Annotated in this window: 17 protein-coding genes; 2 read left to right on the top strand and 15 right to left on the bottom strand. The window is 59.3% G+C overall.

Annotated elements, in window-relative coordinates; all coding sequences use genetic code 11:
- Positions 1 to 35: 35 nt before the first annotated feature.
- The 15 genes from AOC04_RS15805 to yaaA form a co-directional block, all read right to left on the bottom strand.
- Positions 36 to 854 (bottom strand): SDR family oxidoreductase, encoded by an 819-nt coding sequence (locus AOC04_RS15805; protein ID WP_060694979.1) that lies wholly within the window; start codon positions 852 to 854, stop codon positions 36 to 38.
- Between the two features lie 10 nt (positions 855 to 864).
- Positions 865 to 1,329: a hypothetical protein gene (locus tag AOC04_RS15800; protein ID WP_060694977.1), complete on the bottom strand. Its 465-nt coding sequence runs from the start codon at positions 1,327 to 1,329 to the stop codon at positions 865 to 867.
- A gap of 188 nt (positions 1,330 to 1,517) precedes the next feature.
- A complete protein-coding gene (locus tag AOC04_RS15795; protein ID WP_060694975.1) occupies positions 1,518 to 2,969 on the bottom strand; it encodes a mannose-1-phosphate guanylyltransferase/mannose-6-phosphate isomerase in 1,452 nt (483 codons plus the stop codon).
- Positions 2,970 to 3,071: 102 nt separating this feature from the next.
- On the bottom strand, positions 3,072 to 3,728 hold the full coding sequence (locus tag AOC04_RS15790; protein WP_060696966.1) for an alginate O-acetyltransferase AlgF: 657 nt from the start codon (positions 3,726 to 3,728) through the stop codon (positions 3,072 to 3,074).
- A 31-nt stretch (positions 3,729 to 3,759) separates the two neighbouring features.
- On the bottom strand, positions 3,760 to 4,938 hold the full coding sequence (locus tag AOC04_RS15785) for an alginate O-acetyltransferase (protein ID WP_060694973.1): 1,179 nt from the start codon (positions 4,936 to 4,938) through the stop codon (positions 3,760 to 3,762).
- Positions 4,939 to 4,950: 12 nt separating this feature from the next.
- Positions 4,951 to 6,501, bottom strand: a complete 1,551-nt coding sequence (locus AOC04_RS15780) for an MBOAT family O-acyltransferase (protein WP_060694971.1) — start codon at positions 6,499 to 6,501, stop codon at positions 4,951 to 4,953.
- A 199-nt stretch (positions 6,502 to 6,700) separates the two neighbouring features.
- Positions 6,701 to 7,822 carry a mannuronate-specific alginate lyase gene (locus tag AOC04_RS15775; RefSeq protein ID WP_060694969.1) on the bottom strand — a complete coding sequence of 374 codons (1,122 nt, stop codon included), beginning with the start codon at positions 7,820 to 7,822 and terminating at the stop codon, positions 6,701 to 6,703.
- Positions 7,823 to 7,830: 8 nt separating this feature from the next.
- Positions 7,831 to 9,264: an alginate O-acetyltransferase gene (locus AOC04_RS15770; protein WP_060694967.1), complete on the bottom strand. Its 1,434-nt coding sequence runs from the start codon at positions 9,262 to 9,264 to the stop codon at positions 7,831 to 7,833.
- An 11-nt stretch (positions 9,265 to 9,275) separates the two neighbouring features.
- A complete protein-coding gene (gene algG / locus AOC04_RS15765) occupies positions 9,276 to 10,847 on the bottom strand; it encodes a mannuronan 5-epimerase AlgG (protein ID WP_060694964.1) in 1,572 nt (523 codons plus the stop codon).
- A gap of 26 nt (positions 10,848 to 10,873) precedes the next feature.
- On the bottom strand, positions 10,874 to 12,349 hold the full coding sequence (locus tag AOC04_RS15760) for an alginate export family protein (protein ID WP_060694962.1): 1,476 nt from the start codon (positions 12,347 to 12,349) through the stop codon (positions 10,874 to 10,876).
- Complete coding sequence (gene algK, locus AOC04_RS15755; RefSeq protein WP_060694960.1) at positions 12,346 to 13,833, bottom strand: alginate biosynthesis TPR repeat lipoprotein AlgK; 1,488 nt, start codon at positions 13,831 to 13,833, stop codon at positions 12,346 to 12,348. The genes AOC04_RS15760 and algK overlap by 4 nt, the downstream gene beginning before the upstream one ends.
- A gap of 2 nt (positions 13,834 to 13,835) precedes the next feature.
- A complete protein-coding gene (locus AOC04_RS15750) occupies positions 13,836 to 15,005 on the bottom strand; it encodes an alginate biosynthesis protein Alg44 (protein WP_060694958.1) in 1,170 nt (389 codons plus the stop codon).
- Positions 15,006 to 15,040: 35 nt separating this feature from the next.
- The gene (gene alg8, locus AOC04_RS15745) at positions 15,041 to 16,522 is read right to left on the bottom strand and encodes a mannuronan synthase (protein ID WP_060694956.1); all 1,482 of its coding nucleotides are present in this window, start codon (positions 16,520 to 16,522) and stop codon (positions 15,041 to 15,043) included.
- A gap of 134 nt (positions 16,523 to 16,656) precedes the next feature.
- Positions 16,657 to 17,973, bottom strand: a complete 1,317-nt coding sequence (locus AOC04_RS15740) for a nucleotide sugar dehydrogenase (protein WP_060694954.1) — start codon at positions 17,971 to 17,973, stop codon at positions 16,657 to 16,659.
- 634 nt (positions 17,974 to 18,607) lie between these two features.
- The gene (yaaA, locus tag AOC04_RS15735; RefSeq protein WP_060694953.1) at positions 18,608 to 19,387 is read right to left on the bottom strand and encodes a peroxide stress protein YaaA; all 780 of its coding nucleotides are present in this window, start codon (positions 19,385 to 19,387) and stop codon (positions 18,608 to 18,610) included.
- Between the two features lie 215 nt (positions 19,388 to 19,602).
- Here yaaA and AOC04_RS15730 point away from each other — a divergent pair, with 215 nt between their 5' ends.
- Positions 19,603 to 20,724 carry a polysaccharide deacetylase family protein gene (locus tag AOC04_RS15730; protein WP_060694951.1) on the top strand — a complete coding sequence of 374 codons (1,122 nt, stop codon included), beginning with the start codon at positions 19,603 to 19,605 and terminating at the stop codon, positions 20,722 to 20,724.
- Between the two features lie 349 nt (positions 20,725 to 21,073).
- Complete coding sequence (locus AOC04_RS15725; protein ID WP_060694949.1) at positions 21,074 to 22,468, top strand: PhoH family protein; 1,395 nt, start codon at positions 21,074 to 21,076, stop codon at positions 22,466 to 22,468.
- Positions 22,469 to 22,497 lie beyond the last annotated feature (29 nt).

The following is a 22,497-nucleotide window of genomic DNA, read 5'->3' as shown; positions in this document are numbered from 1 at the left end:
TCGCGAGCAAGCGCGCTCCTACAGGTGACAGTTCTTCAGTTCCCGGTATTCAACCCGAAGCGCTTCATGAGGATTTTTTGCAGCAGGCAGCCCGGCAGCAACGCGGCCAGCAGCGGCAGGGCACGGCTGCCATTGCCGAAGCGCAATATCGACGGCGGCCTGGATTTTTGCGTGGCTTTGAACACGGCGTCAGCAAGCGCAGCCACCGGCGTAGGGTTGTCTTGTGAAGCCCTGGCGCGAGCGCGAATGCCTTCACGCATCGGCCACCAGGGTGAGTCCCGGGCAATCAGTTCTTCAACCTGAGCGCTGGCATTGCTGGCGAACGCGGTATCGATGGCGCCGGGCTGCACTTCCAGTACGCGAATGCCAAAGGGCGCCAGCTCCATGCGCAGGGCATCGCTCAGGGCATGCACGGCGGCTTTTGAGGCGCAGTAGGCCCCGGCAAACGGCGTGACCAGTACCCCGGAGACACTGCCGATATTCATCACCAGCCCGTTGTTGCGGCGCAGTGCTGCAAACAGGGCGCGGGTCACCCCGACCACGGAAAACACATTGGTTTCAAACTGGCGCTGCATGCCCTCGACGCCACCGTCGAGCACCGGGCCCATGGCGCCATAGCCGGCATTGTTGATCAGCACATCCAGCCCGTCCTGCGCCAGGCGTTCGGCCAGTTGCGCCAGCGCTACCGGATCATTCACATCCAGTTGCACCGCGTGAAACCCTGCCGTCGCCAGTCGGGCCACGTCGTGCGGTTTGCGGGCACAGGCCCAGACTTCATGGCCGGCCTTGTGGAAGACATCGGCCAGGGCGCGGCCAATGCCGCTGGAACAACCGGTGATCAAGACACGGGGCATCAAAAAATCCTTAGTTGGAAAAGCTGCCTTGCAGGCGCTCTGCGCGGAACTCGAGGGTTTGCGGGCGATAACCGGCGCGCAGGGGCGGCATGGGCAAACAGTCATGCCAGGTCGCAGCGCCTTGAAGTTCGCCAGGGCCACGATAGCGGGGGGCAGTGTAGAGGTTGTCGGCGAGATTGACGGTATCGCCCGGAGCATAGGCCGCGATCCGCCAGCCCAGTTCGATCAGCGGCACGTCATTGCCATTGCGCAGGGTCACAGCGAGGGGACGGTCAGCCGGGCATTCGCCGGGTGCGTAGGTAATACGCAGTTCAAGCCGTTCCAGTTGCCGGGCTTCGCGGTTGTCCAGCCACGCCACCGATGCGGCCACCAGACCCAGGCCGACCACTGCCGCCAGCGACACCGGCAATGCCTTGGACGGATAGCGCAGCAACAGGATGAGCCAGGTGATGATCAGTAAAACGCCGATAAGCATGACGCTCGCCTTATCTGAAGATGAGCTGTCAGCATGAGGGGTGAAGCCCGCGGCATCAAGCGCGATGCCGCGCTGCGCCACTTGTAGTCGCTGCCGCAGGCTGCGAGGTTTTTATTCGCCGCAGAGCTGAAAGCAAGGGCCTGCGGCCCTTATCGCAGCCTGCGGCAGCGACTACAAAGTGATGGGCGTTACTGGGCTATGGTCTTGATCGACACGCTACGTCCCACCGGGGTCGAGCGTCCGTACACATCTTCAAAGCGCTCGATGTCGTCTTCGCCCAGATAGCTGCCGGACTGCACTTCGATGATTTCCAGGGCGATTTTCCCCGGGTTGCGCAGACGGTGTACCGAGGCAATCGGGATGTAGGTCGACTGGTTCTCGGTGAGCAGGAATACGTTCTCGTCGCAGGTCACTTCTGCTGTGCCCGATACCACGATCCAGTGTTCGGCGCGGTGGTGGTGCATTTGCAGCGACAGGCACGCGCCGGGCTTGACCGAAATATGTTTGACCTGGAACCGTCCGCCCATGTCCACCGAGTCATAGGAGCCCCACGGACGATAGACTTCGCAGTGGTTCTGGGTTTCGCTGCGGCCTTGCCCGTTCAGGGTGTTGACCATCTGTTTGACCCCCTGAACCTTGTCCTTGTGGGCGATCATCATCGCGTCTTTGGTTTCGACCACCACAATGTTGTCCAGACCGATCACCGACACCAGTTTGCCGTTGCCGTGGATCATGCAGTTGGTACTGTCCTGAATCACCACATCGCCCTTGCAGACGTTGCCGTTGACGTCTTTTTCATTGACGTCCCACAACGACGACCAGCAGCCCACATCACTCCAGCCCGCCGTCAAAGGGACGACGCAGGCGCGCTGGGTTTTTTCCATCACCGCATAGTCGATGGAATTGTCCGGGCAGCAGGCGAAGGTGGCTTCGTCGATGTCGATGGTGTCGACGTCTTGCTGGCTGCGCTCCAGGGTCAGCACGCAGGTGTCATAGATATCCGGCTCGTGTTGCTTGAGTTCTTCGAGGAAGCGGCTGGCGCGGAACATGAACATGCCGCTGTTCCAGAAATAGCCGCCGCTTTTGACGAACTCGGCGGCACGCTTGGCATCCGGTTTTTCGACGAAGGATGCGACCCGGCTCACGCCTTCGGGCAGTAAGCCGTCGGCTGCGGACTTGATATAGCCATAGCCGGTTTCAGGCTTGAGGGCCGGCACGCCGAACAACACCATTTCGCCCCGCTCGGCGGCCACGGTGGCCAGGGCCAGCGCCCGTTGCAGGGCTTTGCGGTCTTCCAGTACGTGGTCGGCGGGCAATACCAGCATCAACTCGTCGCGACCTTCGCTGATCAGCATCATCGCCGTCAGTGCCACGGCGGGCGCAGTGTTGCGGCCGAAGGGTTCCATGAGGATGCGCTGGGTCTCGAGCTTGCGGTTGGCCAGTTGCTCATTGACGATAAAACGGTGGTCTTTATTGCACACCACGATCGGTGGCTGCATGCCTTCGAATACCAGCCGTTCGAGGGTTTGCTGGAACAGCGTCTGCTCGCCGGTCAGGGCCAGAAACTGCTTGGGAAACTGCTTGCGCGACAAAGGCCACAGACGCGAACCGCTACCACCTGAAAGAATTACCGGAATCATGTTGTCTCTCCAAATCTGAAATAGGTTTCCCCTGTAGGAGCGAGCTTGCTCGCGAGCTTTTCAACGCGCACACAGCTCGCTCCTACAGACAAGGGAAGGCTTTTATCGGGTCGAAACAGGGCGTTTTACCCAGGTCGGCGAGACGCTGGCACCGCTGCCGGTGACGTACAGCACGGCGGCTTCACCGCGCTCCAGGGCGACAGGCTTGAGATCACTGATTTTCCTGTCGCCATCGAACAGCGCAAAGCTGACCTTGACCGGGTTGATCTCGCGCTCGCCACGGCCTTTGGCAGACACGGCCTTGACCACGTCGGTCTTGCCGTCTGCGGTTTTCAGGGTCAGGGTTTTATCGGTGAGGTTCTGCACCCGGACCAGGGACTTCTGCTTGTTTTTGAACGGTGGCTCTTCAATCAATTGCGGCTGGCCGCTGGCGCTGTTGACCAGGGTGTAATAGTGATCGGCGGCCAGTTTCACCGACAGGTTCTGACTGCCGACTTTGGCGCTGTAATCACCCTGGGGCATAAAGCTGAAATCGCTGCTGCCCTGAGGGGGAACGTCGTCGAGGGCGGTGCTGCCCACGGTGGCACTGACTTGCTGAGGGCTGGCGTTAAAAATACGCACAAAGCTCGACCCCTTCGGCGCAACCGGCCCATAGAGGGCGGCATCGCCGCCGGCCCAGGCTTGCATTGAGAGCAGGCTCATGCCCGCAACCAGCGCGAGGGATTTGGCGAGACGGCGTGGAGCAGGTGTAAACGGCATGGCTTTGAATGACATCAGTAGTACCTCTCTTTCAGTTTTGCGCCCGGACGGGCGTCTCGGATTCAGCGGTGTTCTGTGCGACTTGCGGCGGCTGGCCGGCGGCCTGTTTCAAGTCCGCGACCCACTGCGGGTCGGCGTCGCCAATCTCGTTGTCCACCGGCAGGTAACGCTCGGGGAATTCCCAGATCAGCACCTGTGGCGGGGTGTTCTTGAACGCATCGCTTTTGAGGTAGGCGAGCATCGGCAGGATCGGTCCGTGGCCGTCGGTGGAGTCATTGATGACATCGCTGCGCAGTGCCTGCTTCAGGGCACCGACAAAATTCCAGTTGGGGTTGGCGCTGTAGCTGGTACCCACCAGCGTCACCGGCACTTCGCTGTCGGCGAACAATGAGTCTTCGCTGTCAGCAGCCGATTCAGCGGGGCGGGTGCTGCGTTTTTCCAGCGGTTCGGACGGCGGCAGCAGGTTGCTGAACAACGGGTCCAGTGGCAGGAAGCGCTCCAGGTCGCCGTTGTGTTGCTCGACCTTTTGCGCCTCGGTCACAAACTGTTGCGGGTTGCCGCTGAGCGGGAATTGCTCGGCAATCGAAGCCCCCAACTGTTGGGCGGCAATCAGAGCGCCGTCCGGCGTCCAGTGTGTGTCGGTACGCAAGAACACCTGCGCACCGGCCTGCTTGGCCTGTTGCAGCGGGCCCATCAGGTCTGGGGCCAGCACCTTGCTGGCGGCCAGGCGGGCATGGAAGTCGCGGTACAGATCGGCATAAATGGCGGCCGGGCGCTGCTCACCCATATGCTCGGGATACAGGCGCACCTTGGTCGGCACCACCGCCATCACCAGTTTGATCCCGCGTTCCTTGAGGGTGCGGCGTACGCCTTCGACCAGCGCATAGTTGTCGGCCACGTGCTGCTCGGCATCGGGCCACGGCTTGAACTCTTCGTCGCTGTACAGCCATTGATCGCGGCCCAGCACCACGCCGGGACGACCTTCGTTGAACAGGGTGAAATCCAGCGCTGCCCAGAGGTTGGTGCCCAGTCGCTTGATCGGGAACTCATCGTCGTAACGGGTTTCGACAGCTTTGCTCCAGCGGCCGTTTAGCACGGTGTCTTTGCCGGTGGTGTTGAAGCCGATGAAGCTGCGCGTGGCCAGCAGCCCCAGGCCCACCAGCAGGGCACAGAAGAACGTGACGTAGAGGATGCGTAATGTTCGGTTCATGGTCGGCTCCCCTTAGAACTGGAAGTAGAGGAACGGCGAAAAGCTCTGCGCCGAAAGTTTGAGAATCGAGGCGATAAACAGCAGCACGATCAGAGTGCGCATGGCGTAACGCGGCCAGTCAGCAACCCAGTACGCCGGTTGCACGGTGGCCTCGGTGCCGACGGTGTAACCGGGCAGGTGCAGGCTGCCCGGCACATCGCCGGGTACTGCCTTGATCAGGCCCGGTTGTGCGGTGGCAGGGCCGTCGGCGTCTGTTTTACCGGCTGTTTTGGGCGTGTTGTACAGGTCGCGCAGGCCGAAAAAGGCCAGGGTCAGGTAGGCAACGATCAGGGTGGCGACCTGCAGGCCGGTAAGGTTGGCGCTGTTGAGATCCGACAGTGACCACTGGCCAAAGCTGAACATGGCGCCATACATGCGAGCGGCGACGTGCAGGTTTTCGGAGCGGAAAATCACCCAGCCCAGCACCACGATGAAGAAGGTCAGTACCCAGCGGATCGGGTTCAGGGCCCGGGGATTGGTGTTCAGGCCCAGGGCTTTTTCCAGCGCCAGCCACAGGCCGTGCCAGGCTCCCCACAGGATGTAGGTGATGTTGGCGCCATGCCACAAACCGCCCAGCAGCATGGTCAGGAACAGGTTGCGGTAGGTGGTCAGCGTGCCTTTGCGATTGCCGCCCAGGGTGATGTACAGGTAGTCACGCAGCCATGTGGAAAGGCTGATGTGCCAGCGGCGCCAGAACTCGGTGATCGACTGGCTGATGTACGGCTGTTTGAAGTTTTCCATAAAGCGGAAACCCATCATCAAGCCCAGACCGATGGCCATGTCGCTGTAACCGGAGAAGTCGAAATACAGTTGCGCGGTGTACGCCAGCGCTCCGAGCCAGGCATCGCCGGTGGTCGGGGCCTGCAGGGCAAAACAGTGATCGGCAACCACTGCCAGGGTGTCGGCAATGAATACCTTTTTGATAAACCCTTGCATGAACCGCGTGGCACCTTCGCTGAACTTGTCCAGGGTGTGGGTGCGGTTATTGAACTGGTCGGCCAGGTCGCGAAAGCGCAACACGGGCCCGGCAATCAGGTGCGGGAAGATCGCCACAAAGGCGGCAAAGTCGATCAGGTTGCGGGTCGCCGGGGTATCGCCGCGGTACACGTCGATGATGTAGCTGATGGACTCGAAGATGTAGAACGAGATCCCGATGGGCAGCAGTACATTGGTCAGGATGAACGGGTCCAGACCCACCGAACTCATCATGGCGTTGATGCTGTCGACGCCAAAGTTGGCGTACTTGAAGTAGCCCAGAATCGCCAGGTCGACCACTACCCCGAGCAACAGCCAGCGTTGGGCGGGTTTGGTGCGCACCCCGGCGGCACCGACCTTGAGGCCGATCCAGTAGTTCCAGAGGGTGACGGCGATAAACAGTGCCAGGAAATCCACCCGCCACCAGGCGTAGAACGCATAGCTGGCGAGCAGTAGCAGCAGGTTGCGATAGCGTTGCCCGCTCAAGTAATACAGCGCCAGAAATACTGGCAAGAACATAAACAGGAACACATTGGATGAAAAAACCATCCTGACTTCTCCGTGTTGACCAACAGTAAAGGGCCAGGCCCCCCCAAACCCCCCATGAAAAAGTCGGGGGGGTAAATCGATGCAATCCCTTCTTCGCGTCTTCCCTTTTCCCCTCTGTAGGAGCGAGCTTGCTCGCGATCTTTTGATCTCGAAGAGCTCGCGAGCAAGCTCGCGCCTACAGAGGGTTCAGGGTGGCGGGTTATTTGCCTTTTTCGTGGGCCGGGTCGTAGACCCGGGTCAAATCGCCACCCAGTCGAAAGGTCTTGAACGGCTGCATGCCGCGTTTCATTTCAATGACGTCCGGGGTGCAGGTGTAGAGGGTGCAGAAGGGTTCGAGCCAGGCGAATTTGGCGTCGACTTTCAAGTCGGTCATGTCCTGCTTTTTACCGTTCTTTTGTTCGAACTCATCCGGGTCCTTGACCCCGCTGAGCACGCGTTCGCCCAAGCGTTTCAGGGCCCCGTTGTTTTCGTTGCGCAGATCCACGCCATTGACCAGGGCAAAACTGGCGATCATCGACAGGGGCGCCAGGGCGTAGTTGTGATAGGCCAGGGCACGTTGCTGGCGCTTGAGTTCGTTGGGCAAAAAGCCTTGGGCATCGACTTGATTGGCGCCGACCTTGAACTCTTTCACCGACCAGTCGAACAGGTCGCGACGGTTGGTGGCGATGGCGGTTGCCATCACTGACCATGCCGACCAGTACGAGTGGTTATTGGTTTTTTCCAGCGCCAGGTTGTCCCAGTCGCTGACCACCTGATCCGCCATTTTGCTGAACCAGGCTTCGATCACCTGCGCTTGCTGCGGATGTTGGGCCAGCGGCTGCGAGCTGGAGAATTTCAGGCGGATGTAAGACGAGGCCATGCTGCCCAGCGCCCATTTGCGCATCGACTTGCCGGTGTGATTGAAGTCTTTGCTCATCAGTGCATCGGCCTCGGCCCAGGCCGTAAGCCAGTTCAGCGTGCATTCGAGCTGTTGCGGGCGACCGTCACGCATGAATTGCATCACCTTTTTACTGGTGCTGCGTTCCAGGGTGGTGATGCCGGAAGTGGCCTCGCGGAAGGCTTTTTCCGAGTCGACATTGAGTGTCGAGCGGGCCTTGTCCGAGCCTTCATACTTGCTGCGAAATTCCAGCTTGCCGGTGTACGGCTGCGGCATGGTCTCGCAGTCGTTTTTGAAATCGCCGGTTTTAAAGGCTTCGACCGCAGCGTAATAACCCTGGGGCGGGCGCAGTGTCTCGGCGGCGTTGGCGGTGCTGGCAAACATCGCCAGCCCGAGCAAGGCCGGGGTCAGTAATGAACGTAGTGTGATCGGTGCAGTTGGCATCAGATACCTCATCGTCCGGCCTGCGCGTGGGATTGCGCAGGGGAGGGGAATACGTTGCGTTTGCAGAGTCGGGCCTCGACCTTCTGCGGCTCGGCCCCGGCTTGCGGACCCTCGATTTCAATGGCCAGCAAATTCTGGCTGGCCCAGTCTTCGTCAGTGCGCAGTTCGAAGGCGAAACGCCCATCGGTGTCAGAAGTGGTCGGCTTGTCGATTTTCAGATTCTCGTGGCGCCCGTTCATGTACCAGAGGGTGGCTTGCAAGGTTTTCACCGAGGGGTCGGCGAAGCGGATATCAATTTGGTGATTGGCGTTGCGCAGGTCCAGGTTGCGGCTATTGACCAGCATCTGGTTCGCGCCGGGCTTGAGCGTGGTGCTGTTGCTCATCAGCGCGGGCTTGCCTTCGCAACCGTTGTCGAGCAAGGACAGCATTTGCCGGTAGGTGATTTCCTGATCGAGGCGATACAGCGGTGAGAATTCCCAGATCAGCACCTTTGGCGGGGTTTTCTGGAATTCTTCGCTGCCCAGGTACTGCAGCATCGAGCCTTCCAGGCCGCCACCGGGGAAGGCAACGTTGAGCACGTCGGCACCGATGTACTGCTCCAGAAAACCCGAGAAGTTGTAGTTTTTGCCGCTGTGGCTGGTACCCACCAGGGTGATCTGCGGGTTGCCCGAATCGCCGAACAGGTCGCCGTCAGCGGCTTCGCCCTTGGGCTCGGTGCTAAACTGATCCATGTACTGCACGGCATAGCTGGTGCCGCATAGCTGGCCGGCCATGTTGTGCAGGGTGCCGGTCTTGCCCATGCGCCCGGAGATTTTGGTCTCGAATTCACGCTGGGGAATATCGGCGAAACCGGGGATTTTTTTCACGGTGTCGGCGACGATTCTGGCGGTGCGTTCAGCCCCGTAAGGTGTCCAGTGCTGGTCGCCGCGGAAGTAGAAATCGTGGGCCTGTTTTTCGTTGGTCAAAGGTGACAGGTCGGGCACGTAGTAGCCCATTTTGGCGAAGCGCCCGAGCATGGCCTGATAGTTTTTCAGGGCCTTGTCGTAGTCGTATTTTTCGCGCTCGGCGGGCATCAGTTTGTTGCGGTTGACCAGCCCGCGGGTCGGTTGATACACCACCACCAGCTCCACCCCTTTGCTTTTGAACGCATCGTGCAATTGCTGCATGCGTTTGTAGCCGGCCGGCGTGGTGTCGAATTCGGTGCGCAGGTCTTCCTGGGTGCGGAACAGCCAGTCGCCTTCAGCCTGCACCAGGGTGGTGAAGTTTTGCTGGTAGCGTGTGGTGTAGTTTTTCGCGTCGTGGGCTTGGGGGCACAGGTTGCAGCAAGGTTCTGCGCTGAATGCCGGGGCTTGAATCTCGTCTGCCTGCACGCCGCAACCGGCGGCGAGGATGGCGGCGGTCAGGCCCGACAAGCTTAGAAATTTGATCATATGGGGGGGCATAACAGTCATCCTCAGTCGCGCATTTCGGTCTGGCGTTCAACGGGGTCGATCAGCACGGCTTTTTGCTGGCGCACCAGCAGGTCGAGAATCTCGCCCTGGCGCTCACCCAGAATGCCGTTGAAGCTGATGCCGCTGGATTTGCTCGGGGCCAGCATCGATACCCGATACAGCTCGATGCTCAGGGGCGAGTCGATGCTCAGCGGGCCGCTGCCGTTACCGGCCAGTTCGCCACCTACCAGAATCAGTGACACCTGGGTGTCGAACGGGTCGAGGTCGATGTCGCGGTCGGTCTCGGTCAAATCCTTGATGTGGCCGTAGACGCCGGTCAGGCCGTTGGCCAGGGCGATGTTTTCGTACAGCCGGATATTCACGCTGTTGCGCACCCGGATTCCGTGGCGGCGGTTGTTGATCACCTTGTTGCCCCACAGCAGGTTGTCACCGCTCTCGTAGAGAGTGATGCCGTCGGTGTGGTTCTGGAAAATCTGGTTGTCGGCAATCAGGTTGTTGGAACTGTTGCGGTCGATCACCAGGCCCGACAATTTGTTGTCATGGCTGCGGTTGTTGAAGATGAAGCTGTCGTTCACCTCGCGGGAAATAATGATCCCGTGCTTGCGTTGGGTGCCGAACACATCGTTGTCGGCGATGATCAGCCCGTGGGAACGGTCATGGGGGTCGATGCCGTAGACGATGTTGTCGCGGTAGGTGTTGCCCTTGACCACAAAGTCGCGGGTTTCATAGCAGTAGAAGCCGTACCACATGTCCGAGAATTCGGAGCCCACGATCCAGCCAGTCGGCTCATCGCGTTTGACCACCTTGGCCATGTTGGGCGTGTACTGGGAAATACTCACCCCGTACGACTTGCTGTTGGCGTAGCCGAAGCTGGCCATTGTGCTGTTGACGATGTACGTCTCGGTGCCACCCCAGGCCAGCAGGAACGGGCGAAACGCCTTGGCATCACGGAAGGTCGCCGGGCCGTTGTCCTTTTCGCGCCAGCCGGTGACCTTGGTGTCGCGCACGAACAGCTGGCCGTCGTTGACCATGAATGCACCGGCTTCTTCAGACAGGCGCAGCTCTTTGGTGCTGCTGTCGATGTCCAGAATGCCCTTGTGCCCGACCACGATCGGCAAGCGTGCCAGGTATACCCCCGGTGCGGTTTCGCTGAAGTATTGTTTCGGCAGGCGGCGGGCCAGATCCTTGAGGTTTACATAGCCGTCGTCGATAAAAATTGCCTGGGGGATGCCGCCCTGGCGCACTACCCATTCGGCCATTTTGTTGTCGCCGCCGATAAAGTCCTTGAGGGCGTTTTCCTGCATCATGCGGCGCACGCTGACCTTGCCGGCGGTACTGCGCACGATCTTGGCCGCTGCCGCCTCGGCGGTGTAGCCGCTGATGTCGGGCAGTGCCGGTTTGGCTATTTCCAGCGGCGCGCTGGGGGCGGTACGCACGGTATAGGTCTTGGCCTGTTGCAGCTCTTTGGCCAGGCCCGGGCGCGGTGGCTCGACACTGGCAAAGGCCATTGAACTTGCCAGCAGCAGGGCGCCGGCCAGCAGGCTGACCGCGCCTTTATTGGCAGGATGGTTCATCTCTCGCACTCCCGTTGGCGTTGTCATCAGAAGCGCCAGATCACGTCGACAAACGCGCGGTGCATGTACGAGTCCACGCTTTTGCCGTAGGCATCGCCCGGCTTGAATACACCGCCGCGAAACCGCACCAGGGCCGAAGGCTCATCGATGGACTGGCTGAGGGCGGCAGGCAGCAGGCCTTTTTTGAAGTACTTGGTGACCACCAGGTCCATTTCCTGGCCGAGGTCGTTTTTGCCGTCGACCAGCGGCAGTGAGGTGCTGGAGAGCAGGCCGCTGGTGGGATCTTCGCTGTTTTCTACGGCATTGATGCCGTTGCTGCCCACCGGCTTGCTGGCGTCGACGCGCCAGAACTTGTGGTAGACGAGGCTGGCGTCGTAGTCGTCGCGCAACTGCCACGAGGTGAACAGGCTGGCGCTCTGGATGTTCTGCATCTCGCCACGGAAGGCTTCACCAAAACGGTGAACCCGCGAGCGGGTCCCGGTGAAGCTGGAGCGGTTGCTCTCAAGCCCGGTCTGCTGATAGTTGGCGCTGGCGCGGGAGTAGGCACCGCCCACCTGCCAGTTCGGATCAAGGCGCAAACGCACCCCCAGATCGGTGGCCCAGCCGTCGACGTCGTCACTGGTTTTAGCGCCGGCGAGGGTGTGCCCGTCGACCGTCGAGGTGGCCAGGCTGTCGCGCTTGCCGGTCATGCCGGTGACGCTGGCCCAGTAGTTGACGGTGTTGGTGTTGCGGTAGTTGTAGGCGTCGCTGTTAGCCTCGATGCCGAGCCAGGTCAGGTCGCCGTTACGGGTTTTATCCAGGGCGTCGATTTCTGCGCCTTCGTGCTTGAGCTTGCCGTCATCGTGGCTGTGGTGGGCGCGGGCGCCGACCCATTGGCCGGGTTTCCATTGCGCCGAAATATCGCCGTACAGGTGCAACCGGTCCTGATCGTCCGGGGCCAGTTCGCTGAGGTCGGTACGGTATTCGCTGAAGCGCTGCGCCGCGCCGAGGTTGGCCTTGAGCAGGGTGGTGTCGAAGGTCCAGTTCAGGGCTTCGATGTTGGTATCGCGCCACATGCCATCATCGTTGTGCAGGCGCTGGCGCCCGAGTTTGAGCTGCTCGCCGGGGTAAGCGGTGAAGCCTTTGTAGCCGATCCAGAACTCGCGTAAAGCCAGATAGCTTTTGTCCGGTTTGCGCGCGTCATTGCCGCTGCTCGATTGCTCTTCATCGGACTGTTGCAGGGTATCGGTTTCAATAATGTCGCTGGAGGTCACGGCCTGGCCCATGGCATAGGCGCTCCAGTTACCGCGCTCGCCATACACCCATGGACGCAGGTCCAGCCCCACCCCGTTGACGTCACCGCCTTCACGGGTACCGAGGTCACGGTCGTCTTCGGACTGGGCAGTGACTTTCATCTCCAGACCAAAATTCTGCTCATCGGTCAGGGCCGCCAGTGTCGGGCACGACCACAGCAGGGCGAAGGACAGGCCAATGCCGGCTTTCACAAAAGGGTTCAGGGTCATGGGGTTTCCTCGCCGTTGTCTTGTTCCAGCGTCTGCACGGCCAGGGCGTTCTGGCTCAAGGTGGCACGCACCGCTTGTTCTTTTTGCAGCAGGCGTTGAGCCTGCGCGCGCTGCTCTACGGGCAGTTGCTCATCGAGTTGCGCGGCCAGTTCATTGCCTTGCGGGGTGTCCTGGGCTTTGGCCAGCTGGCTGAACACGTAGGCGTTGAGCCGGTTGGGTTGGGTCCCCTTGCCTTGGGAGAAAAGCTGGGCGATGGCGAAGTCGGCGCTGTTCTGGCCGTTACGGGCAGCCTTGAGCAAATGATCGAGGGCTTTTTGCGGGTAGACCTGCCCCAGGTAACCACGGCGGTAGATCTGCCCCAGGTAGTAATCGGCGGCCACTTCTTTATCCACTGCCTGCAGGAAATGCGCCTCGGCCTGTTTCGCGTCCGGGGTCAGCCATTTACCGTCGTAGTACAGCTTGCCCAGCAGCAGCTCGGCTCGTGGCTGATCTGCCGCGCGGCCGTTGTCCAGGTAGGCCTGTAATTGTGCGACATCGCCTTGCTCCGGGAAGTCGTAGAGCAGTTGCGCGAGGCTGACCCAGGCCGCCGGGTAAATCGGTGCGATGTTCTCAAGCAACGATTTGGCCGTATCCGGGTCGGGAGTGCCAAGGCTCGGATCGGCCAGCACCCGGGCAACGCCGTCGACCCGTTGGGCCGATGCGCTGCCCTCGCGGTAAGCGTTTTGAAGTTGCTTGAGCAACTGCGCCTGCTGTTCGGTGTTGCCTTGTTTCTGATAAACCGTGGCCAGCTCGACATAGCAGCTGTCATTGCTGACCAGCGCCTGTTTGCAGATGGACTGGACTTGATCCAGATGCTGATCGTAGGTGCCTTGAATGCGGTACAGGGCAATTTGCGCCAGGCCCGCCTGGGGATAGCCAGCCGCGAGCCACTGGTTGATTTGCTGCTGTGCGTTGACCTCGGGGAAGCTCTGCGGGTGCTGCAAATACAGCATGGCCAAAGGTGTGAGGCTGCTGGCGTCGCCGCTGGCAAAGGCTTGCTTGAGCAAGGTTTGCGCTTCGTGCAGTTCAGCGTCGGTGGCGCCGGGCTTGGCTGCCAGTAAACGGCCCAGACGCGCCTTGGCCCGGGGCGAGGTTTGCGCCGCTGCCCGGTAGGTGGCTTCGGCTTTGTTCAGTTGCTCGGTGTCGCGGCTTTGCATCCAGATATCGGCCAGGCCAACCTGGGCCTCGGTGTAGCCCAGGTCGGCGAGCACTTGATAGTTCTGTTGCGCGGTGGCGATATCGCCACGCTTGAGCGCTTCATTGGCCAGACGTTGATCGGGCAGGCCGGAGCAGCCGGCCAGCGCGATGGCCAGCAGACATAGCGCGGTAATCTTGTGGGAGCTGGCTTGCCAGCGATACGGTCCATGGGGTTGGCCTGCAACACCGGGGGGATGCAATCGCTGGCAAGCCAGCTCCCACCGCTGATTGGGGGTAAGGTTTGTCATGGTTAAAGACCCGCAGCCATGGCTTTGTCGATCAGCCAGTTCAACGAGGGCCCACGATCGCTGCTGACTTCAACCGGGCGACCGGTGAGGGCGCTGTCGAGCGGGGCGTCGGGCTTGATTTGCACGCGGATGTCCGAGGACAGGTTGTCGCTGTCCAGGCTGGTGCTGCTGATGATCTTGCCGCTGCGAACGGCGTCTTCACCGGCTACCTGGAAGTTGACGCGGGTGCCGGGCAGTACGTTGCCAAACTGGCGGTAGCTGAAACGTGCAGCCACGTCGGCTTCACTGTTGCGCGGTACCAGTTTGAAAATCACGTCGCCCTTGCTGGCGTACTGGCCGTTGGCAACCAGTTGCTCGGCAACTACGCAGTCACATGGCGAGGTCAGGGTGCCGGTCATTTGCTTGCCGAACAGGGTTTCGATGTTCTCGGGTTGCAGCTGGTTCTCGTCCAGGTGGCCCTTGAGTACATCGAGCATGCTGGTGCTGAAGGTGGCCAGTGGCGCGCCGTTGGCCGCCAGCTGGTCATCCTTGATCAGGCTTTGTACGGTGCCGTCGCGGGGCATGGTGATGTTCAGCCCCTGCACGCTGACCAGTGCCGACTGGGCGTGGGTCACGAAGTACAGGCCGTAGACCGACTTGGCGACAAAACCGAAGGCCAGCAGGCCGACGACAAAAATCCCGGCGCTGAAGGTGACGGCTTTAAAGCGCCCGAAAGGGCTCATGCCGCTGCCGCCGTCCTTGACTTTGCGCGCCTTGGTGAAGTTGTCGCGCTGCAAGGTGGCAAGCACTTCGCCCATGGTCACAATGTCGCCGCTCAGGTGCGAGGTGATGAGATGGCGCAGGGTGGCAATGTCTTGCAGGTCGAGGTTCTGGAACTGGCAGCCGACGCGGCCGGTCTGGCGGTCGGCGTTGCGTACCAGCAGGTCGACGTCCATCGTCAGGCCCAGGTTGTCGATTACAAACTGTAAGCGCCCTTTGATTACATCGCCGACCTTGAAGGGCTGGTTGGCAGCGTTGAAGCTCAGGCCGCCTGCCGAGAGGTCAATCAGCTTGACCTCCATCGGCGTACGGTCGGCGCCGAAAAAGCGCAGCTTGGCCGGGATTTTGACCCGCGCATGCTGGCGCTGGGCTTCAGATTCGTGGACAACGTTGGCGTTTACTTGAGTGTTCATAAGGTCTTGTTCCTGGTTAATTCGATCGAAGCGGTTCAGACCATCATCAACAGCACGGCGACGAAGATGCTGCCGGCGGAGAAGGTCATGGTCCGGGACGACCAGGTGTTGAACCAACGTTGAAAGCTGGCCAGATCACGGGTCAATTTGGTGTCCTGACGGGTCCAGGATTGCTGGTCGAGGCGGAAGAACACATAGATCTTCACTAGCGCGCCAACGATCTGGTTGTAATAAAGAATCAGCGGGTAAGCCGGGCCGATCCGGTGCCCCGAGCAGGCGAGCAACAGGGTCAGGACCAGGCGGGTGAAGCCGATCCACAGCAGGTAGGCGATGAGGAAACTGATGCCGTATCGGGCCGTGGCGATCAGTGCGGCGGTCAGGCCCAGCAAGGAGGTCCACATCGACACCCGCTGGTCGAACAGCACAAGACTGGTGAACAGGCCCAGGCGGTTGACCCCCAGGCCCAGCGCCCGGGCGTTCTGGCGCAGGTTGTTGCCGTACCAGCGAAACATCAGTTTGCGGCTGGCCTTGATAAAGCTTTTTTCCGGCGGGTGTTCCACGGTGTAGATGGCGGCGTCCGGCACGTAGAAGGTGTCGTAACCCAGGCGCATCAGGCTGAACCAGCTGGACTTGTCATCGCCGGTCAAAAACTTGAAGCGGCCCAGACGCCAGTGCTGCAGCGAATCACTTTCAACATCGGCGATAAAGGCCGGGTCGGTGACCACGTTGGCGCGGAACACGGACATGCGCCCGGTCATGGTCAGCACGCGTTTGGACAGGGCCATGGAGCACATGTTGATGTGACGCTGGGCGAAGCGCAGCTTGTGCCACTCGCTCATGATGTAGCCGCCGCGCACTTCACAAAATTCGTTGGTGGTCAGGCCGCCGACATTGCCGAACAGCTGAAACCAGGGCACGGTTTTGCGCACTACGCCGGGGGCGAGCACGGTGTCGCCGTCGATCACTGCAACCACTGCGCGCTCATCCGGCAGATGGCGGGAGATGGCACGAAAACCAAAGGCCAGGCCATCGCGCTTGCCGGTGCCGGCGATGCGTACAAAGTCCAGTTTGACCCGGGCAGGCGGGTTGAGCCGTTGCCACATGCTTTTGACCAGCAACTCATCGGACATCTCGACCAGCGAGCAGACGATGGTGGTGGGCAGGCCGCAGTCGATCGCTTCGCGAATCACCGAGCTGTACACCTGGGCGGTGGTCAGGGCGTCGATGCGAAAACTGGTGACCATCAGGAACACGTGCGAGGGGTCGGCAGACGTGCCCAGTTTGCGCACTTTGCGCCGCAGGTGCGGGTACACCACATATAAAAACAGCATGCCGCGCAGGAAGTGCGTGGCACCCATTGAGTAGCGCCAGATACCCACGACGCCAATCAGGAAAATAAAGTTTTTCGACTCGGCGTCGAAGATCGATGTCGGCAGCGCCAGCGCGAGGCCCATCAATAGTGTCAGGTAAAACAGCCAACCGGCGGCCTGGAGAAGGCCGTTTTTAAGCCTGGGCATAATCAGTATCCGTTTGAGCATTAAGGCGGTAGTGCGCAAACCCCGTAGTCGCTGCCGCAAGCTGCGAGCTTTGAAAAGCGCAACCGCTTCGCGCTTGTTCGCAGCCTTCGGCAGCGACTACAGGAAAGGGTTTGTTACCAGCAAATGCCTTCAGTACGGCCGCTGACGCTGGTGGCTTGGGACATGAAGCCCACCAGGTCGATCACTTGCTTGCCGTGGGGGGCGTTTTGCGCAAGGGCGCGGAATTGTTCGTCGCGGTTACCCAGGATGATCACGTCGCTGTTGTTGATGACGGCGTCAAAGTCAGAGTTGAGCAGGGACGAGACGTGGGGGATTTTCGATTCGATGTACTCTTTGTTCGAACCATGTACGCGGGCGTATTCGACGTTGGTGTCGTAGATGCTCAGCTCGAACCCTTTGCCGATCAGCATTTCGGCCAGTTCAACCAGCGGGCTTTCACGCAGGTCGTCGGTACCGGCCTTGAAGCTCAGGCCGAGCAGGGCGACTTTGCGTTTGTCGTGGCTGGCGACGATGTCGAAGGCGTTCTGGACTTGCGATTCGTTGCTGCGCATCAGTGAGTTGAGCAGCGGCGCCTCAACATCCAGGGAGCCGGCGCGGAAGGTCAGGGCACGTACATCCTTGGGCAGGCACGAACCGCCGAAGGCAAAGCCCGGGCGCATGTAGTACTGCGACAGGTTGAGGGTTTTGTCCTGGCACACCACGTCCATCACGTCACGGCCATCCACACCGACCGCTTTGGCGATGTTGCCGATTTCGTTGGCGAAGGTCACTTTGGTGGCGTGCCACACGTTGCAGGTGTACTTGATCATCTCGGCCACTTCGATGTCCTTGCGGATGATCGGGGCGCTGAGTTCTTCGTACAGCGCCTGCAGCACATCACCGGAGGCGGTGTCGAACTCGCCGATCACGGTCATTGGTGGCTGGTCGTAGTCGGCGATGGCGGTGCTTTCACGCAGGAACTCAGGGTTTACTGCGACCCCGAAGTCGATACCGGCTTTTTTGCCCGAGCATTGCTCAAGGAGCGGGATCACGACATTTTTCACGGTGCCCGGCAATACGGTGCTGCGTACCACGATGGTATGGCGCGAGGTTTTGTCACGCAGTACTGCACCGATTTCACGGCACACCGCTTCGATGTAGTTGAGTTCCAGGTCGCCGTTTTTCTTGCTCGGCGTGCCGACGCAAATCATCGACAGATCGCTTTCACGGATCGCCGAGGCAAAATTGGTAGTGCCACGCAGGCGTCCGGTCTGAATGCCCTGGGCCAGCAGTTCGCCCAGGCCGGGTTCCACGATGGGCGACTTGCCGAGGTTGATCAGATCAATTTTGTCCTGGGAAATATCGACCCCGATAACTTCATGGCCACGTGCAGAGAGACAACCGGCACACACGGCACCGACATAACCCAAACCAAATATGCTAATGCGCATCGCATTTACCTCTGTCATCTAAAGTAGGGGCGTACCAGGAATTACGGCAAATAAAGCCCGCAACGTCTGGAACAGACATCGTTAAGTTTCAAACTGTTTTAAGTTGTGCTTAAAGCGAGCAACTGATCATTTATTACAAGGCATGCCGGGTCGCAGGCATAACCTGGTATTGTCGGTTTTTGGCTGTAACTCATTGGTTGATAAGCGATTTCATGCGGATCGCGATGAGCGATTGTCAACCGTGTTGGTCACGGTCTATTAAATCTTATATACGATCGAAGTTAGTGCCGTCGTTGTAAGTCATTTCCTACAAACCTTGTAATAAATGTTACGGATTCTCTGAGCAGCACTTATGAACATAGTTCCGGTCCGTTGATCGCGTTTTCCCGGGATATGAACAATTTCGAAAAAGATGGCACTGCTTTCATATTGATGGCACTTAAGGTTTGGCCCTTTAATAACGGGTAGTTGGTCGTGACTAATAGTTAAGTGCCAGTACCGATTAAAAAACAGGGTGCCATTACGAAAAAAATTCACATTTGTCGAGTGAATTTAAGTTCATGCAGTGCCTCAGGCGGGGATTTACAGCGCGACGCATGCTCTGCGGGACAGAGCTGCGTCAAAAAGGCGGGGGTTATTCGGGGGCGTGGTCACGCAGGAAAACCAACAGGTCAGGTTTTGACTGTTCGGTACTGTAGCGGTAGCCCTGCTCGTCGAACTGTTTGAGCAGTTCGGGATTATTGATCCGCTCCTTGATCACGAAGCGGCTCATCATGCCCCGGGCTTTTTTCGCGTAGAAGCTGATGATTTTGTGCTGACCATTTTTCAGGTCCTTGAATTCGGTGTTGATGATGCGCGCGTTCAGGGCCGGCTTTTTGACTGCCGAGAAGTATTCGTTGGACGCCAGGTTGAGCAGCACGTCATCGCCTTGTTCGGCCAGGGCCTGATTCAGCCATTCGCTGATGCGGGTGCCCCAGAAGGCGTACAGGTCCTTGCCGCGGGCATTGGCCAGCTTGGTGCCCATTTCCAGGCGGTACGGCATCATCAGGTCCAGTGGCCGCAGCAGGCCATACAGGCCCGAGAGCATGCGCAGATGGGTCTGTGCGTAGTCAAAGTCGGCTTCATTGAAGTCCACGGCATTGAGGCCGGTGTACACATCACCCTTGAAGGCCAGCAGCGCCTGCTTGGCGTTTTCGGGAGTGAAGGCCGGGGTCCAGCTGCCGAAACGGGCCGCGTTGAGCCCCGAAAGCTTGTCGGACAAATGCATCAGCTCGCCAATCTGTTGCGGGCTCAGTTCGCGCAATTGCCCGATCAGTTCCTGGGAGTGGTCCAGGTATTGCGGCAGGGTGAAACGCGCAGTGGCCGGCGGCGTCTGGTAATCGAGGGTTTTAGCGGGTGAAATCACCATCAGCATGAGGTCGTCTCCTTTTAGCGTCGGGCGATTCTAGGCGCTGGCGGGGTTTGACTCCACCTATGGTGGTGATAGGAAGCCCTCGTCGCTGACGAGGTACGAGGTTGCGATAAGGGCCGAAGGACCTTCAACAAATCCTTTCGCAGCCTCGTGCCTCGTCAGCGACTACGGTACGGTGCGGTTATAGTGCTGGCAGTTTTTTAAAGGGAGACGGATCCGTGCGCATTGCTCTTATTTTCTGCGCCTGGCTGCTGTGTTCGGCGGCAGTGGCAGTGCCGAACGAACCGGCGACGCTGGACCGCAGCACATGGCCTGAACAACTGAACAGCCCGGCCTTGTTCGATGTGGCCTCGCGTGCAGAAATCCTGACCTTCGCTCACGCCTTGCTGGCCAGCGAGGCGCTTGATGACAATGCTCTGAAGCAGCGTCTGAACCTGAAGGTCATCAACATCGATGAGATTGATAGCCTGCGGCGCAAGCTATGGTTGCGGCTGCTGGCCAATTACAACTTTGCACAGCAGAGCTGCGATCAGGACGCATCGTTTTGCTATTACGTCGATGACATGGACAGTTTGCGTGAGCAGGCGGGCAAGTTCGAAGTCGCCGATGACTCGTTTTATGCCGCCTGGGCCGAACCGGCCCGCGAGTTTCACCGGCGCTATCTGGATGAGCAATTGCGCATGGCGGCGCTGTTCCCGCAAATCAGCAGTGAAATCGGCCTGTTCGGGGATCATGAGTTCAACGGCGATGAGATGAATGACCGGCTGTTCATGCTGACGTTTGACAGCGGCCCGACGCAGTCACCGGGTAACACGGACTGGTTGACCGACTATCTGCGCAAGCAATCGATCAGTGCCACGTTCTTTGTTCTGGGTAACAGTCTGCAAGCCCGACTCGATAAAAGCTCCGAAGCAGCAGTGAAGGCGCTGTACCAGGGGCAGTGCGTGGGCGTGCAGGGCTGGGAGTATCGTTCCCACAGCCATTGGCAAGACTGGCAGGCTTCGATTTTGCGCAGCCTGGCGTTGGTCAAACAAGGGGTGCCTCAGAACTACGTTCCTCTGTTTCGTCCGCCTTATGGGCAGCGTCGGGCGGATAGCGCAGGGTTCTTTGAATCGCAAGGCGTGAAGGTGGCGCTGTGGGACATTGATTCGCAAGACATGGCTGGCGGCATGACGGCCGAGCAGTCAGCACAACGGGTATTGAGCCTGATGTTGTTGTGGCGCCACGGGGTGATTGCTTTTCACGATACCCAGGACAAGGTGCGCAGCGCATTGCCCTGGCTATTGAAGGCAACGGCGCAGAGCGGGCTTGGCTGGGCGGATTGCGCAAAACCTCTGTAGGAGCTTGCTCGCGAGCTGTTTAAAAAATCGCGAGGCAAGCTCGCTCCTGCAGGGCTTGGGTAAGAAAAAGTTACATATAGACCTCTGACTCTAGCTGCGCTTCGGGCATCCGCCAAGGCGATTCGTCATTCTGAAAAATAAATTCTTTATTCGTTAAAAATCCTTTTTTTTGTCACACGTTTAGGAGTATTACGAAGACAGACCGCCGAAACCTGCACCACAGGTGGCGTCTTCCAGGACCCATCGGGAAGGGTATTCATCTGAACGCATCAGATGAGTTCGGCAGTCACTTCGAGGCGCAGCACTGTTGTGGTATTGCGTCGAATGGCTCCCACAAAGGTGACCGAGTATGGATGATCACGGACGCACTCCTTCTTCCAACCAGCCAATCCTTTATGTACTCGATACCAATGTTCTGATTCACGATCCAAACGCGCTGCTCAATTTCGAGGAGCACCACGTCACCATCCCGATGACCGTGCTCGAAGAGCTCGACAAACTCAAAACCGGAAAATTACTGGTGGCTGCGGAGTGTCGCCAGGCGATTCGTCTGATTGATCAGACACTGGGTGCGTCTTCTCCCGAAGACGTCGAGGCGGGTGTACCTATCCTGCGGGGCAAAAGCGGTCCCAAAGGCTTTTTATCGATTCTGATGAACAAGCGCAGGGAGCCTAACGCGCTGCTCCCTGAAAACCTCAACGACAACATCATCATCAACCAGCTGATCGATCTGCACACCCGTGACCCTGAGCGGCGTGTGGTGCTGGTGACCAAAGACATCAACATGCGCCTCAAGGCCCGGGCGTGCGGGATCGCCTCCGAGGACTACAGCACTGACCAGCTGGTTGACGACGTGGCGCTGCTACCCCGTGGCTATCACACCATGACGGGCTCGTTCTGGGACCGGGTCAGCAAAGTCGAAACCCGTCAGGGCCATGGTCGGACCTGGCACCAGGTGCAGTTGATCGACAACCTGCCTGCCGTGCATATCAACGAGTTCATCATTGATGAACAGGGGTTCGTCGGCTGGATCAAGGAGATTCGCAAGGACCACCTGCTGATACTCGACCTGCATCAGGAGCCGCTGCTGCATCAGGAAGCGTGGGGCTTGAAACCGCGGGATATCTATCAGGCACTGGCACTGTTTGCCTTGCTTGATCCGGACATTCATCTGGTCAACCTGTCGGGTGCGGCGGGTTCGGGTAAAACCATTCTGGCGCTGGCCGCAGCGATCGAACAAACCATGGTCAGCAAGCGTTACCGGCGCATTATCTGTACCCGCAGCGTGCAAGGGCTGGATCAGGAGATCGGCTTCTTGCCGGGTACTGAAGCCGAGAAAATGGAACCTTGGCTGGGGGCCATCACCGATAACCTTGAAGCCTTGCATATGGAGGACGAAAACACCCATGGCAGCGTTGATTACATCCTGAGCAAGGTGCCGTTGCAGTTCAAATCCCTGAACTACATCCGTGGCCGCAGCTTCCAGCAAAGCCTGATCCTGATTGACGAGTGCCAGAACCTGACACCGCACCAGATGAAAACCATCATCACCCGTGCGGGCGCAGGTTCGAAAGTGGTGTGCCTGGGCAACCTGGCGCAGATCGACACCCCTTACCTGTCGGCCACCAGTTCGGGGCTGACCTACCTGACGGAGCGTTTCAAGGATTTCCCCAACGGTGTGCATATAGCCCTGCAAGGGGTGCCGCGTTCGATTCTGGCCGAGTACGCCGAATCTCACCTCTGAGGCAATTAACCTGTAGGAGCGAGTTTGCT

This window comes from Pseudomonas versuta, assembly GCF_001294575.1.
In the GTDB taxonomy this organism is placed as follows: Bacteria; Pseudomonadota; Gammaproteobacteria; order Pseudomonadales; family Pseudomonadaceae; genus Aquipseudomonas; species Aquipseudomonas versuta.
This window is presented reverse-complemented; position numbering and strand designations above follow the sequence as displayed.

Coding starts and splice junctions, on each gene's coding strand:
- AOC04_RS15805 (WP_060694979.1), bottom strand. CDS start 854: ATGCCCCGTGTCTTGATCACCGGTTGTTCCAGCGGCATTGGCCGCGCC.
- AOC04_RS15800 (WP_060694977.1), bottom strand. CDS start 1,329: ATGCTTATCGGCGTTTTACTGATCATCACCTGGCTCATCCTGTTGCTG.
- AOC04_RS15795 (WP_060694975.1), bottom strand. CDS start 2,969: ATGATTCCGGTAATTCTTTCAGGTGGTAGCGGTTCGCGTCTGTGGCCT.
- AOC04_RS15790 (WP_060696966.1), bottom strand. CDS start 3,728: ATGCCGTTTACACCTGCTCCACGCCGTCTCGCCAAATCCCTCGCGCTG.
- AOC04_RS15785 (WP_060694973.1), bottom strand. CDS start 4,938: ATGAACCGAACATTACGCATCCTCTACGTCACGTTCTTCTGTGCCCTG.
- AOC04_RS15780 (WP_060694971.1), bottom strand. CDS start 6,501: ATGGTTTTTTCATCCAATGTGTTCCTGTTTATGTTCTTGCCAGTATTT.
- AOC04_RS15775 (WP_060694969.1), bottom strand. CDS start 7,822: ATGCCAACTGCACCGATCACACTACGTTCATTACTGACCCCGGCCTTG.
- AOC04_RS15770 (WP_060694967.1), bottom strand. CDS start 9,264: ATGCCCCCCCATATGATCAAATTTCTAAGCTTGTCGGGCCTGACCGCC.
- algG (WP_060694964.1), bottom strand. CDS start 10,847: ATGAACCATCCTGCCAATAAAGGCGCGGTCAGCCTGCTGGCCGGCGCC.
- AOC04_RS15760 (WP_060694962.1), bottom strand. CDS start 12,349: ATGACCCTGAACCCTTTTGTGAAAGCCGGCATTGGCCTGTCCTTCGCC.
- algK (WP_060694960.1), bottom strand. CDS start 13,833: ATGACAAACCTTACCCCCAATCAGCGGTGGGAGCTGGCTTGCCAGCGA.
- AOC04_RS15750 (WP_060694958.1), bottom strand. CDS start 15,005: ATGAACACTCAAGTAAACGCCAACGTTGTCCACGAATCTGAAGCCCAG.
- alg8 (WP_060694956.1), bottom strand. CDS start 16,522: ATGCCCAGGCTTAAAAACGGCCTTCTCCAGGCCGCCGGTTGGCTGTTT.
- AOC04_RS15740 (WP_060694954.1), bottom strand. CDS start 17,973: ATGCGCATTAGCATATTTGGTTTGGGTTATGTCGGTGCCGTGTGTGCC.
- yaaA (WP_060694953.1), bottom strand. CDS start 19,387: ATGCTGATGGTGATTTCACCCGCTAAAACCCTCGATTACCAGACGCCG.
- AOC04_RS15725 (WP_060694949.1), top strand. CDS start 21,074: ATGGATGATCACGGACGCACTCCTTCTTCCAACCAGCCAATCCTTTAT.